Below are 13484 nucleotides of genomic sequence, written 5' to 3'. Positions count from 1 at the left end.
GAACCGACCACGACTATCGAGGAGTCGCCGAAACTCGGAGTGGGCGAATGTAGAAGCTATGGTGCGCGACTAGACGCGGAAGCCGCGCGCGGTTGTGCGACGTCGTAGACGATCTTGCCGCCCGTCAGGTCGTGGTCGAATCCGATGATTAACCGCACATCGGGGGAGCTGAGGTCAGTCCCCTTCTCTCGCACGGTCGCGAGAATGTGGCTGACCGCCCGCTCGAGGTCGGCGCCGTGTTGCGGCTCAACGGGACGAGTCTCGCAGATCAGCACCGCGGCAATGCCGTTGGGGACTCTCATACCGGCGAACGGTGTGAACCCTGGCACGTCGATCATGCCAGGCCGAAGCGCGCGGGCAACGAACACGCAAATACGCACCTCGTGGCCCTCGGGCGGAGTGGGAAGCCAGATTGTTTCCGGATTCAACTCTTTGGGCTCGGCGACTTCGACTAGGTCTTGATGACGCACACGGATCTCAAGTCCGCGCCGCAATCCGGTGCCGCCGATCTCGTCGGGCGGATCCCACTCCTGGATCGCCCGGTCGCCTTGGTGACCTAGTTCCATGGCTCTCGCCGACGCCTCAGCGGATTTGACCCAGGCGTGCCGCCATTTGCCCTTCGGATGCAAGCTCCACTTCTGGTACTCGACGATGTCCTTCACGGCGATGTACACGTCCGCAACGGTTTTGCCGCCCCACATCCGCCACACCGCTGAATGGCGCCCCGGCTTGCCGACGACGAACCGGATGCCCCTCGGCCCCGGCAAAACCAAGTCAGAAGTGCGGCCTTGCTCGTCGTGGAGTTTGACGACCATCGGTGGGATCGAAGGCATTATCCGCTATCCCCCTCTACGAACTCCTCGACACATCTCTACGGGATACATGAGGGCGCCATCGTGTCAGCGCGTCATCTCCGAAGGTCACTGCTCCGCCAAAGGAAGGGCATCGATAAGGTCGGCCAAGTCGTCAGGTTTACGCGGCATCTCGGTCTTGAAAACTGACAGTTCCCGACAGCTGATCACCTTGTCCCGCACAGCCTTATCGGTAAACACGATGTCGCAGTAGGGCACCGCGACCGATAGCGCGTCGATGTCGTGGATGTCGTTTGGGGTCCACACGTGCTTGGCGTTCTTGTGGTAAATCGTCTTCAGCGACACTGCCACACGCGTGGACGGCATGCGGTCGCTGATATCGCGGATTTGGGTGCGATCGATCTTATCGAAGGCACTTGCCGAGGTCCCGGCGATCGCCGTGTTGATTACGTCGAGAAGCTCGATGCTCATTTCGCGCGCGCCGACCACATCCCGCAGATTTCCTTGCCGCGACGCTGGATCGGCATTGAGCAGTGTTACAAGTTCTTGTTCCTGATCGGCGCGCTTCGTCAAGATGTTGCGCCAACCGGCGAGGGAATACCCTGCAGCCTGCAACTGGGGATCCTCATGGTCGTCGGGGCCGGTGAGGAGCGCACGCTCGGCCCACCGCTCCAAACTTGCACACGCGTCGTCACCGGGATCGATACCCATCCCTCGGCACATCTGCCTGGCGATCGCGTCCGCATCCGGCGCGTTGGTAATCAGGCCTCCCCGCATGCCGAACGCCCACTGCAGGCTCGGGCCGATGAGGCCGATCGGACTGCGGGACGGGATGGATACTCCAGGAAGCTCGCCGAATGCGGACTCGACCTCAAGCCTTTGGAGTTGCGGCCGCCCAAGGAGATAGGAGAATCCCGACAGCTGTTCCATCACCGCGACACGGGCACGGCGACGACTGACATCGGCGATGTTGTAGAGCTCGATCGCTGCCGTGGACGACAGCGGGAACAATGCTCTACCTTCGCTTCTCGCCCGGCGGCAGGCTTCCAGGACACGCGCGTAGCCAGCAGGCGCCGTATTACCTGCATCTACCTCGGCCATGTTGATCCACCCCAGCATGTCGAGATAGACGAGCGCCGGTGGTCGAGGGGGCAGGACCAGACTCCTCGGCCAGATCACATCGTCGCGAATCGCATATGTGGCGGCCACGCACATACCACCTTCCTACGTTCATAACGACCTTGGTCATGCTCCTCGCGGTCGCTTCATGGGTCAACTCAATTTCCGCGTGCGATCCCGTGCCACAACACGCACACGACACATCTGCCCGCGCGTACGTCATCCGTCACCGCGCCAGGTTCCGTCCATCGATCGCTCGGGCCTGCGGGAAGGGGGGTTGCGGAGGTCTTGGCCGACGTCGACCTCGCAGCCGTCCGATGGTGCGGCTATCTGGGTGGACCGGTCCCTAACTTCGCGGCGGCAGGCGGAGCAAGGCCGTGATGCTCTGCGCGGTCCACTGCAGGCCCTATCAGGCAGTCAGCAAACAGCTCATGGGTTCGATATGCGGGTCGATGTGCAGGCGCCGCGGGCCGGGGACGTCTGGGTCAGAACGCCGTCGCGTGGCAAATGTCGAATTGTGTGGAGCTACGGGCCGCTTCTGAACGGCCAGACTTGGTTGGTGCAACCCCGTTGCGCTGTGTCTGGCCGAGCCCTAGGTCGCTCAACCCAGGTGTATGGGTTGGGGTTTGGTGGGCACCACGATCACGGTCGGGCCGTCTGCGTCCAAGGCAGCGGTGAACTCGCGGGCCAGTGCCTCGGTGTCATCGACATCGACCGTGTGGCAGCCGAAACCCCTTGCCAAGGAACCGATGTCGAGGCCGGGCAGATCCAGGCCGGGTACCCCGGGCGTCTGCTCCAACACGGCGAACGACTTGAGGATGGAGTATTCGCCGTTACGCATCACCACGAAGATGATCGGCAGGTGATGCTGGGCGGCAGTCCAAATGGCCTGCACCGAGTATTGGAACGATCCGTCACCGATGGTGGCCACCACGGTGCGCTTGACCCCACGGGCGCGATCGCCCAGTGCGATTCCGACGGCACCGGGCACCCCCCAGCCGATGCCACCGCTGGCGGTGGCGAAGAACGACGCCGGACGCGTCGTCGGCAGAAACCGCATCTGTTGGGCCAACGTCGACGTCGACTCAGTGACCAGTGGTGAATCGGCGGGCTTCACGTCGCGCAACGTCGCCCACACCGCGTCCGCCGACAGCGGCGCGGAACCCGTCAGATCGACATCGTCAGTCGGCCTGTGCGCGACCGGGACATTCCGATCGGTGTGGTCATCGATCAGCTCGACGAGCTGCTCCAGGGTCAGCAGCGCATCCCCGATCAGGCTGTCACCTACGGGCGCCGTAGCGGCCAGCCGCGGATCGGAAGTGATCTGGAGCAACTCGGTGCCCTCGGGGAGATACTCCCCGGCGACCCAGGGGTAGTACCGGAAGACCTGCGCTCCGATCACCACCACCAGGTCGTGACCTCGCAGGGTGTCGCTGACACCGCCGACCGTCATCGGCAACTGCCCCTGGAACAACCGGTGATCTTCGGGGAATGACGCCCGGTCGGGCAGCGCGCTGCTGTAGACGGCGGCACCAACTTTCTCCGCGAAGGCCACCCCGGCAGCCCAGGCACCACTGCGATCCACCTCCGGCCCGAACACCAACACCGGACGCTGGGCGGCGTCGATGCGCTGGGCGAACGCGCGCAGCCGCGTCGGGTCCGGGCTGAACCGCTCGCTAAAGGTGCGGATCACCGCGGGTCCCAACGCCGGCTTCTCCCAGTCGTCCAGCGGGATCGACAGATACACCGGCCCGGCCGGGGGTTGCAGCGCAACGGTATAGGCGCGCATGAACGCTGCCGGGACGTCCTGGGCCCGCTTGGGCTCATAGGCCCACTTGACCCATGGCTGCGGGAGGACCGTTTCGTCGGGATTGCTCAGATACGGTTCACACAGCACCATTTCGCGGGTCTGTTGACCGGCGGTGACGATGAGCGGGGTGTTGCCCTTGAAGGCGGCGATCAGGCTGCCCATCGCGTTTCCGGTGCCGGCGGCGGTGTGGACGTTGACCAGGGCGGGCTTGCCGGTGGACTGGGCGAAGCCATCGGCCATGGCCATCACCGAGGCCTCCTGCAGACCCAACACGTAGGTGAAGTCCTCGGGGAAGTCCTTCAAGAACGTCTGCTCGGTGGAACCTGGATTGCCAAACACCGTCGTCAGCCCAAGGGCGCGTAGCAGATCGTAGGTCACCTCGTGAACGGATTTGTGGTCAGACATCGGTCGGCCTTTCGCTTGAGGATCCACTGGCTCCTGCCCCGCCACGTCCAGTTCCTCGGTGACGCTAATGTGGTCGGCGGGCGTGAATGCGCTCGTGGGTGCACGGTTTGCGCGTTTCCGTGCACACGTCGGCGGTCGCCCTTGTGAACCCCGGCGGGCACGGTGTGCGGTGGACATCAGACCCCGTGGTGACCGAGGAATTCCACGATGGCGTCGGCGACTTCGCGCCACCCATGGTCGGTGGGCAGGGAGTGACCGCGTCGGTCGAAGATGGCGAGTTGGGTGACCCCGCCATTGCGGCGTTGCACTTTATAGGCCGAATACACCGTCGCCGCAGACACCGTACGGTCGTTGCTGCCGGCGATCATCATTAGTGGCCCACGATCGCTGCGGGTGTCCACGGTGGCGTCTCGGTGGATGGCGAGGTTGGCCAGCATCGCCTGCCGCAGCGCCGAGGTGGGTGCGGGGATGCTGAAGGCGTGAAAGAGCCGGTCGGATTCATCGCGCGGCACAGCGTTGGCGATGCCGCGGTGGTAGCTCTGCGCGGTGTGCGACCAGCTGTTCGTCCGAAGCCTCCAACACCCGAGCGTCATTGCGGCGGTGCGGATCTGCGTGAAAGCCAGCCGAGGCACTCCCCGGAATGGGGCTGGTTCTATGGCGACGGCGGCACGCGCGAAGCCCCGCCCGAGCAGGCGTTGGGCAATCAACCCGCCAGCGCAGTGGCCGATCACTACCGGCGTTGCGGGCAGCTCGGCGATGATGGCCTGGTAGTGCTCGGTGATGGCACCGATCCGGTAGCCGTTCATCGCCTCGGGGTGGCGGCGCGTCTCCAGCACGGTGGCGGCCTCACCGGGCCACCCCGGGGCCATCGATGGATGGCCAGCGGCTTCGAACAGCGCAACCCAATCCCGCCAGCTGGTGGAATGCATCCACAACCCGTGGATGAACACCACCGGCGTGGGCGGGGCCTGAGCCGACATACCCGTCCTCCTGCCGTGGATGCGGCCTGGGCCCCGCTGGCGTCGGCCCGCTGCCGCTCCGTGAACATAAGCCGGTCGGCGCGCAAGGGTGTGCGCCGTAGTGCACGACTTGCGACGACTTGCGCACAGAATGCTGTGGACAATTCCTCGACCGCGCCCCGACCGGTCCTAACGTCCTACATTGCTAAGAGGTCATGGGTGCAGGAGTTGACCAGAGACGGAGAGGGAGCGCTCGATGGCGGTACTGCTCGACACGGACGGCCTGCCTCGGGCCGAACGCGCCGACGCGGTGACGTCGGCGATGCACGATTCATTCCTCTCGTCCTACATCGGACCGCAGGGCAACGGCGACGCCGTTTCGGCCCGCATGGACGAGTGGACCTTCGGCACCACCTCGCTGTGCCAATCGGCCATGCGGGGCATCCGGGTGGGCCGCACTGCCAAACAGGCGCGGAGCAGCCCGTCGCCTATGCTCGCGATCGCCGTGCAGGGCAACGGTGAATGCGCCTTCAGCCGCGACGAGGAACAGCACGTGCTCAGCACCGGGCAACTCATCGTCTACGACAAGAACACGCCCTACGAGTTCGGTTGGACCGGTCACGGCATCTCGTTGTGCCTATACGTCCCCCTCGACGACCTCGGAATGTCGCACGACGTCATCCGCGAGGCATGCACCCGACTGCACCTGAGCCCGCTATACCAGCTGGTAGTCGACCACATCGCCGGACTGGGTCGCAACGCCGTGGCGCTCGCCTCCGACCCCGCCGCTGCCGGAGTCGGTACCGCCAGCGTCGAATTGGTGCGAGCCCTGGTCGCGTCAGCCGCCCACGACGCGCGCGACCGACGCGAGGCCTTTGCGACCACCTTATTGACCCAAATCCGCGCCTACATCCGCCTGCACCTGTCCGATCCCGACCTCACGCCCGAGGCGATCGCCGCCGCGCACCACATCTCGGTACGCCATCTGTACAAGATGTGCGCCGCCGCGGACTTCAGCCTGCACGCATGGATCACCGCCCATCGCCTGCAGGGTGCCCACGACGAACTCGCGGGGACGACCAGCCAACATCGGTCCATCGCGATGATCGCGCAGCGCTGGGGGTACTCCAATCCGACGCACTTCAGCCGGCGCTTCCGCGACGCGTATGGCATCACCCCGCGCGACTGGCGCCGCATGGCCGGACACGGCGAGCAGTACTCATTGGTAGGAGGCGACATGCCTGGTGCAGGAGTGAGGGGTTCACGTGGTGGTAGTCCTTGACACCGAACTCCTCCCGGAGTCCGATCGCGCCGACGCGGTAATCACCGCCATGGGCGAGTCTTTCGTGGCGTCCTACGTTCCCCCCGAGGATCCCAGCGCATTCACCCGAGCCCGTATGGAGGTGTGGGCCTTCGGCTCCACCAGCATCTTTCGATCGGGCATGTCGGGGCAGCAACTGGTACGCACCGCCAAACGCACGCGCAGCCATCCGTCATCGACGCTCTCACTCGCAGTGCAACAGATCGGTGAGTCCGCATTCGACCAGCAGGGGCAGCAGCGGATCCTGGAAACCGGGTCGCTTCTCGTCCATGACGACAACTCGCCCTATGAGTACACCTGGTCGGGGTTCGGCGCGTGCACGTGCCTGTTCGTCTCGCTCCACGATTTGGGACTACCTGTCGACCTCATCCGGGATGCCAGCACACGCGTGCGCGCCAGCCCGATTCATGATTTGGTGGTCGACCACATTCTGGGGATGACTCGCAACGCGGACGCGTTGAGCGACGATCCCGCCGCAGCAGTGGGACTGGCCAACGTGAGCGTCGAGCTGGCCAGAGCTTTGCTGACTTCGGCCGCCGGGGATACGCGCCATCGTCGCGATGCCCTGGCTGCCACGTTGCTCACCCAGATCCGCGCCTACGTCCGCAAGCACCTCACCGACCCCGACCTGACACCAGGCAAGATCGCTGCGGCGCACCATATCTCGGTCCGACACCTCTATAAGGTCTGCGCCGACGCCAACTTCAGCCTGCACGAATGGATAACTGCCCTCCGGATGGAGGGAGCCCGAGAAGAACTCGCGGGCCGCGAGAGCCGGCACCGCTCCATCGCGATGATCGCGCAACGCTGGGGGTTCTCCAACCCGACGCACTTCAGCCGACGCTTCCGCGACGTCTACGGCATCACCCCGCGCGACTGGCGCCGCATGGCTGGACGACGCGAGGGTATAGACGGCGACACGTCTTCGGTCTGAGGACACCTCCTCGGCGTCGGCTCGTGCACGGATCGGACAGAACCGTGCACAGACGAGCCACCGCAGGCGATGACCGGTCGTTAGCGTGAAGGCGACGTCGATCCCCGATCCGAATTAGCGCCCGCCGGAGTCCGGTCCCTGCGATCTTACGAGCCACGCGACGGCCCGACGAAAGGAGAACCGTTGATGTCCAACGTCTTCGACGACTTCGTCGATCTGGTGACCAACCGGCGGCTGATCCGCTCTCGCCGTTCGCCATCTGCCTGTGCCGTGCGGCCCTTCTCGACGGATTGGCCTGACCCCACTGCTCCCCGGACCCGATGAGCTGGCGGGTCGGCAACCTCGCGTCGGTGAAGAGCTCGAGGTTCTGGTGGGGCTGGACGGCGCTGACTCTGCTGTGCGCCAGCACTGCGGTGGGCTTCGCGTTGAAGTCGCGCGTCCTCGGCTCCCACGGCCACGGGCACGACGAGGCGCTCGACTTCATCAGCGTGATCACCGCCTTCCTCACCACGACGGCAGCCATCGTGATGGGTCTGCTGATCAACGCGGCGAAGAGCTTCGTGGACACCACCGCTGACCACTGGGCGATGTACGCCGCGCAGCTGCTACGGCTCGATCAATGTCTGCGCAACTACGGCCCCGAGACCGAACCGATGCGTCGGAAACTGCAGAGCTTCACTGCCGCGGTCATCGCCAATACCTGGCGGACCGAATCCGGCCCGACCGCCGTCGGCTACCCCGAGGTGCGGTCCATGAGCCGCGAGCGCGCCAGCCTGGTTCTCAGCGACATCCTCAACGACGTCAAGATCGCGATCCTGCGACTGCAACCCAGCGACCCCGTGTCGATCAAGCTGGGCGCTGATTGCTTCGAGCAGTATCAGGAATTCGCCCGCGCCCGATGGTCACTGCTTCTGGGACCTCAAAATTCGGTCCCCTCGGCGTTCCTTCGGGTGCTGGTGTTCTGGTTGATGATCATCTTCATCTGCTTTGGCCTGCGCGCGCCAGCCAGCTCGATCGCCATCATCATGATCGGCCTGTCGGCCACCACACTCAGCAGCATGCTGTTCACGGTCGTGGACATGGTGAACCCCTACGACGGCATCTACGACATCTCCAGTGACACCATGCACGACGTCCTCGGTGTCATGACGTCACACAATCCGCCCGCAAACGTATTCCCCTGATTGCTAAACCACGAGGACTGAAGCGTCAGCGCCACAAGCCATATGCCCGTGTCAGGCTAGCCGCACGTGTAGAGGGTGCGGCTCCCCAATCGAACCTCGAACGCTCCTCCCCCAGAAGGCGTGCACGGATCGGCTGAAAGCGTGCACAAACGATCGGATCGACACATCGCCACCGATCTAGCGTTGGGGCAGACCCACCCATCCGCGGATCGGGTGGGCCGACATGCTGACACGACGTGATGAAGAGGAGTCGACCTGATGAGCCACGACGACGAAGCCCAGGAAATCAGCGCCCGGTACCGCGCCTACTGCGACGCCTGCCAAAGCGCGCAGCTGGACGAGGTGCCATCCTTCTGGGGGCTGCCCGCCCTCTTCGTCGTCGACACCGGAGCACCAGAGACCATCAACACCGTGCTCAACACACCGGAAGAACTGATCGCCTTGTACAGCACCGAATTCGGTGCCTCCACCGGCGTCGACCAAACCGTCATCGACAGCAGCGAGGTGGTCTTCTACGGAGACCAACTGGCGACCATCAAGACATCGTTGCGCCACTTGGCCGGTGGCACACTGCATGACACCCAGGACGCCATCTACGGCTGCCGCAAGGTTGACGGCGAGTGGCGCTTCGTCTCCCATCTCAGCGTCGAAGTCACGCAATGACCCCGGACCCGCACCCACTGCGGCACGCTCTATCCCCGAACGGCAATCCTCCATTACGACGGCATCGTCGCATTCTCCCAAACCGACTTCACCGAGGACCTCAAGAAGATCAGCGTCCCGGTCCTCGTGATGCACGGTGACGACGACCAGATCGTGCCCTACGCCGACTCCGGACCGCTATCAGCCGAACTCGTCCAGAACGGCAAGCTCATACCTACCACGGCTTTCCGCACGGCATGCCCACCACCGAGGCAGACACCATCAACGCCGACCTGCTCGCCTTCTTCACGACCTGACACCCGTCACGGACTAACTTGAGGAGAGAGACATGGATCTAGGTCTCACCGACCGCGTGTACGTCGTCGCCGGAGGCAGCAGGGGCCTGGGACTGGCCGTGGCCCAATCACTGCTCGCCGAAGGGGCCCGCGTCGTGCTGTCGGGTCGGGGTGCGGAGGTGCAGACCACCGCCGACGCCCTGGGCGGCCCCAACAAGGCGATCGGCATCATCGGTGACAACGCCGACGAGACCACCGCCGGGCACCTGGTCACCGCCGCCCGAGAGCACTTCGGGCGCCTCGACGGTGCATTGATCAGCGTGGGTGGACCTGACCCCGGCGCGGCGATGGACGTCGAGGACACCGTCTGGCGTCAGGCCTTCGAGACGATCTTCCTCGGTGCCCTGCGGATCGCTCGCGCGGTCGCCGTCGCCGCCCCGGGCGGCTCGATCCTCTTCGTCCTGTCCTCCTCGGTACGCGCGCCGATCCCCGGTCTGGCCGTCTCCAACGGCCTGCGACCCGGGCTGGGCATGCTGGCCAAGACACTGGCCAACGAACTGGGTCCAACCGGCACCCGGGTCAACGGCCTTCTGCCGGCCTACATCGCGACCGACCGCGCCAAGCAACTCGCCACCCTCACCGCAGACACCGCTCCCACCAACTCGCTGCGCCGCCAGGGCACACCCCTGGAAGTAGGCCATGCAGCGACCTTCATCCTGTCCCCCGCCGCCAGCTACATCACCGGGACGATGATTGCCGTCGACGGAGGCGCCATCCCCGCACTATGACGAACCCGATCGACCGCAAGTGATTTCATCCAACGAAGCCAACACGCGAAGGGAACGCACATGAGCACACCATCGTCGGTCAAGAACAACCCGGTGATCTTCGTCCACGGCCTTTGGATCCACTCCAGCGCCTGGCAGCCGTGGATGGACCTATTCTCCGAACGCGGGTACACCGTCTCCGCACCCGGCTGGCCGGGTGACAGCGAGACCGTCGCCGCGACACGGAACAACGCAGACGCGCTCAACGACGTTGGCATCGCCCAGATCGTCGACCACTACGCCGAACTGATCGGTGCGGGAAGACACGAGGTCAAGCCGATCGTCGTGGGACACTCCTTCGGCGGGTTGATCGCCCAAGAGCTGCTCGCCGGCGGGCACGCCGCCGCGGCCGTCGCGATCGACCCCGCCCCCATCAAGGGAGTCAAGGCTCTCCCCCTCACCCAAATACGGGCAGCGTTTCCGGTTCTGGGAAACCCGGCGAATCTGCACCGCACGGTGGCGTTGACCGTCAAGCAGTTTCACTACGCGTTCGGCAACGCCCTGACCGAGGAAGAGTCCAACGACCTGCACGACCGCTGGACCATCCCGGGCCCCGGACGGCCATTATTCGAAGACGCCACCGCTAACTTCTCCAAACACTCCCCCGCCAAGGTCGACACCCACCTGGCAGAACGCGGACCACTGCTGCTGACCTCGGGCACCGAAGATCACACCGTTCCGTTGAAGGTCACCAAGGAGGTCTACGCGCTATACGGCAATGGCAGCTCTGACACCGACTTTCACGAGTTCGAAGGCCGTGGACACTCCTTGACGATCGACAGCGGATGGCGCGACGTGGCCGAGGTCTCTTTGGATTGGCTTGGCAGCAAGGGACTTTGAGTGCGCAGCACGTCAACTACCGATTGCGCCGAAATGCCTGTCTAAGTAGTCCATCAGGGCTGCCTCGTCAGTGGCCGGACCGATGAAAGCGAGGTAGCCGTCGGGCCTGACGAGGTATAGACCAGCTGATCGGGCGTCATAGGATGTGTGCGCCCCCAGTTGAGGATCACTCAGTACGGTCACGTCCTGGAGCGCAACCTCAGGTGTCTGGTCAACCACGACGAGCAGCGCGCGGAGCAGTCCGCGGCTACACGATTGCGTGCGCCGCGCCATTTCGCCCAACGCTTGGGCGTCGCCGCGTCTGCTGTGTCCCTGGAAGATCAACAAGCGGAACTCGGTAGACCGGAAGTAGGTGAACAACGACGTTCGGTGTCCCTCATCATCGAGGACAGCGCCATCAGGTGCCCGATCGCCGGCCTGCAGTCCGGCCCCGACGTGGACGTGCCGTTCGGACAGCACCGACGACCGATAGTTGACACCCAATTGGGAGCTGCGCTGCAACGCGGCGTCGGTCACGTGCTCACGGAGCGAGGCATGACTCAGCAGAGGGACTGCCACATGGTTCACCAGGAACTCCGCCACTGAGTTGTGCGCCATCGCCAATCGCTGATTGACGTCGGTCTCCTTCAACACCTGACGGGCGACGGGGAGCCTCTCGGCTTCGTAGGTGTCGAGCAGCACCTCGGGTGCCCCGCGCAGTATCACGGCTGCCAGCTTCCACGCGAGGTTGTAGCTGTCCTGAATGCCGGTGTTGAGCCCCTGCCCTCCTACGGGGCTGTGAATGTGGGCCGCATCGCCTGCGACGAACGCGTGTCCCTTCCGGTAGTGTCCGACCATCCTGTGGTGAACGCGAAAGTTGGACAGCCACAATGGTTCACAAATTGTGATGCGGGTGTCGTGGCCCCGATCGGTGAGTAGCCGTTGGAAGACCTCGACCGATGCCTGCGGCACCTGGTCGGTCGTATCGGTGTCGACTGCGGCCAATAGCCGCCACACCCCGGGTTCGCGAAACGGAATCGCGGCGAGCAGGCCCTCGTCGTTCAGCCATAACATGGCCAGGCCATTCGGGAGATCCCCCTGCAAGTGGACGTCGGCCAAAATCAGGTTCTCCGGATACTGACTCCCCTCGAAGGACAAGCCGAGCTGCTTGCGTACCAAGCTGTGGGGCCCGTCGCAACCGACCAACCAGCGGGCGGTGATGCGCTCCGTCGAATTCGTCGTTGGATCGGCCACGTTGGCGACGACGCCCTCTGCGGACTCGTCGAAGCCGGTTAGCTCACGCCCGCCTTCAACGCAGCCGCCGAGTGCGGCGAGTTTCGTACGCAGGACACCCTCGATCACGGCTTGATTGACGATGACGACGCGGGGAAAGGGTTGATCGGGTTCGGCAGACGGTAGCGGCAACTCGAGCCGGGCGACTTCGGCCCCCCGGCGCATCACCACGACGCCTCGCACGGGGTTGGCGCCCTCCAGTATCCGCTCGGCCACACCGAGCGAATCGAGCACCTCCATCGAACGCGGCTGTAAACCATTGGCGCGTGACGTAGCCGGAAACTCGGTGAGCTTGTCGACGAGTCGGCAACTGACCTGACGTCTACGCAATTCGCAGGCCATCATCAGCCCGACTGGGCCGGCACCGACGATGAGGACGTCGGTCCGGCTGGACGTTGGAGCACTCACTACGTCACCTCTCCTGGTCCGATGATTGCGATGCGTCGGCGGTAGTGCGGATCATGGACCTGCGCGAGCATGAAATCGGCGACGTCGCCGCGGGCGATCCGGGGGATGGCGTGCAGTGCCAATGCTTCGCCGTGGCGATACCCACCCGTTCGGGGGCCGTCGGTGAGCAACGGTGGATACACGATGGTCCAGTCGAGATCGCTTGCCGCTAGAGCTTCTTCAGCTCGGTCCTTATCGGTCTCGATGGCGCGGCCTAGCGTTCGAAACGCCAACCGAAAACTGTTTGGCGCGTAGGCGGCGCTGCGTCCGACGCCGAGCGCCGACAGCAAGACGACTCGGGTCACTCCGCGCTCGGACATCGCCGGAACCAACGCGTCGACGGTGGCCCGCATCAAATCAGTGGGCAGGAATGAACGTTCAATCGGCGTCCCCAGCGCACACAGCACGGCGTCGACGCCGTCAAGAACGGCGGTCAGGGCCACTTGCTCAGTAGCATCGCCGACGACCCATTCCAGCCGCGAATTCTTTACCGCCCCAATGTCGGGATGTCGCGTAAGGGCGACGACCGTGTCATCACCCGCGATCGCCTGGGCGATGATTTGGGAGCCGGTCCGTCCCGTTCCACCCAGCACGAGCAACTTCATCGCGAACGCGG

The 13484-nt window shown here is 64.5% G+C and carries 12 protein-coding genes and 1 pseudogene; 7 read left to right on the top strand and 6 right to left on the bottom strand.

The genetic code is table 11. The annotated features are described in order from the left end of the window. Positions 1–56 precede the first annotated feature (56 nt). From H7J73_RS11575 to H7J73_RS11560, 4 genes are all read right to left on the bottom strand, one after another. Positions 57–815: a hypothetical protein gene (locus H7J73_RS11575; protein WP_264067505.1), complete on the bottom strand. Its 759-nt coding sequence runs from the start codon at positions 813–815 to the stop codon at positions 57–59. Positions 816–920: 105 nt separating this feature from the next. Continuing rightward, positions 921–2021 carry a hypothetical protein gene (locus tag H7J73_RS11570; RefSeq protein ID WP_264067504.1) on the bottom strand — a complete coding sequence of 367 codons (1101 nt, stop codon included), beginning with the start codon at positions 2019–2021 and terminating at the stop codon, positions 921–923. A 511-nt stretch (positions 2022–2532) separates the two neighbouring features. After that, positions 2533–4146: a benzoylformate decarboxylase gene (gene mdlC, locus H7J73_RS11565; protein ID WP_264067503.1), complete on the bottom strand. Its 1614-nt coding sequence runs from the start codon at positions 4144–4146 to the stop codon at positions 2533–2535. 176 nt (positions 4147–4322) lie between these two features. After that, complete coding sequence (locus tag H7J73_RS11560) at positions 4323–5126, bottom strand: alpha/beta hydrolase (protein ID WP_264067502.1); 804 nt, start codon at positions 5124–5126, stop codon at positions 4323–4325. 235 nt (positions 5127–5361) lie between these two features. Between H7J73_RS11560 and H7J73_RS11555 the strand changes: the two genes are divergently transcribed. From H7J73_RS11555 to H7J73_RS11525, 7 genes and pseudogenes are all read left to right on the top strand, one after another. Further along, complete coding sequence (locus H7J73_RS11555) at positions 5362–6387, top strand: helix-turn-helix domain-containing protein (RefSeq protein ID WP_264067501.1); 1026 nt, start codon at positions 5362–5364, stop codon at positions 6385–6387. Then, positions 6371–7360 carry a helix-turn-helix domain-containing protein gene (locus H7J73_RS11550; RefSeq protein ID WP_264067500.1) on the top strand — a complete coding sequence of 330 codons (990 nt, stop codon included), beginning with the start codon at positions 6371–6373 and terminating at the stop codon, positions 7358–7360. Before H7J73_RS11555 ends, H7J73_RS11550 begins: the two co-directional genes overlap by 17 nt. Before the next feature lie 350 nt (positions 7361–7710). Continuing rightward, on the top strand, positions 7711–8544 hold the full coding sequence (locus tag H7J73_RS11545) for a bestrophin-like domain (RefSeq protein WP_264067499.1): 834 nt from the start codon (positions 7711–7713) through the stop codon (positions 8542–8544). Positions 8545–8802: 258 nt separating this feature from the next. Then, entirely contained in the window at positions 8803–9207 is a 405-nt protein-coding gene (locus H7J73_RS11540) for a DUF6841 family protein (RefSeq protein ID WP_264067498.1), read from the top strand. 51 nt (positions 9208–9258) lie between these two features. Next, a pseudogene (locus tag H7J73_RS11535) lies at positions 9259–9503 on the top strand (alpha/beta fold hydrolase); the annotation flags it as partial. A 32-nt stretch (positions 9504–9535) separates the two neighbouring features. Further along, positions 9536–10270: an SDR family oxidoreductase gene (locus tag H7J73_RS11530; protein ID WP_264067497.1), complete on the top strand. Its 735-nt coding sequence runs from the start codon at positions 9536–9538 to the stop codon at positions 10268–10270. A 60-nt stretch (positions 10271–10330) separates the two neighbouring features. Next, entirely contained in the window at positions 10331–11149 is an 819-nt protein-coding gene (locus tag H7J73_RS11525; protein WP_264067496.1) for an alpha/beta hydrolase, read from the top strand. Between the two features lie 12 nt (positions 11150–11161). On the opposite strand, the gene H7J73_RS11520 is transcribed toward H7J73_RS11525, so the two are convergent. Both H7J73_RS11520 and H7J73_RS11515 read right to left on the bottom strand, forming a co-directional pair. Further along, a complete protein-coding gene (locus H7J73_RS11520; protein ID WP_264067495.1) occupies positions 11162–12829 on the bottom strand; it encodes an FAD-dependent monooxygenase in 1668 nt (555 codons plus the stop codon). Next, positions 12829–13473, bottom strand: coding sequence for an NAD(P)-dependent oxidoreductase (locus tag H7J73_RS11515; protein ID WP_264067494.1), 645 nt, complete (start codon positions 13471–13473; stop codon positions 12829–12831). Before H7J73_RS11515 ends, H7J73_RS11520 begins: the two co-directional genes overlap by 1 nt. Positions 13474–13484: the final 11 nt, after the last annotated feature.

It is taken from the genome of Mycolicibacterium komossense (assembly GCF_025822605.1).
Lineage (GTDB): Bacteria > Actinomycetota > Actinomycetes > Mycobacteriales > Mycobacteriaceae > Mycobacterium > Mycobacterium komossense.
Note: the sequence above shows the minus strand (reverse complement) of the source record. Positions and strands in the feature narration are given on the sequence as shown.

Bases quoted from the DNA above. Each gene is read 5' to 3' on its own strand.
- H7J73_RS11540 (WP_264067498.1), top strand. From the start codon at position 8,803: ATGAGCCACGACGACGAAGCCCAGGAAATCAGCGCCCGGTACCGCGCC.
- H7J73_RS11515 (WP_264067494.1), bottom strand. From the start codon at position 13,473: ATGAAGTTGCTCGTGCTGGGTGGAACGGGACGGACCGGCTCCCAAATC.
- mdlC (WP_264067503.1), bottom strand. From the start codon at position 4,146: ATGTCTGACCACAAATCCGTTCACGAGGTGACCTACGATCTGCTACGC.
- H7J73_RS11560 (WP_264067502.1), bottom strand. From the start codon at position 5,126: ATGTCGGCTCAGGCCCCGCCCACGCCGGTGGTGTTCATCCACGGGTTG.
- H7J73_RS11555 (WP_264067501.1), top strand. From the start codon at position 5,362: ATGGCGGTACTGCTCGACACGGACGGCCTGCCTCGGGCCGAACGCGCC.
- H7J73_RS11530 (WP_264067497.1), top strand. From the start codon at position 9,536: ATGGATCTAGGTCTCACCGACCGCGTGTACGTCGTCGCCGGAGGCAGC.
- H7J73_RS11525 (WP_264067496.1), top strand. From the start codon at position 10,331: ATGAGCACACCATCGTCGGTCAAGAACAACCCGGTGATCTTCGTCCAC.
- H7J73_RS11575 (WP_264067505.1), bottom strand. From the start codon at position 815: ATGGTCGTCAAACTCCACGACGAGCAAGGCCGCACTTCTGACTTGGTT.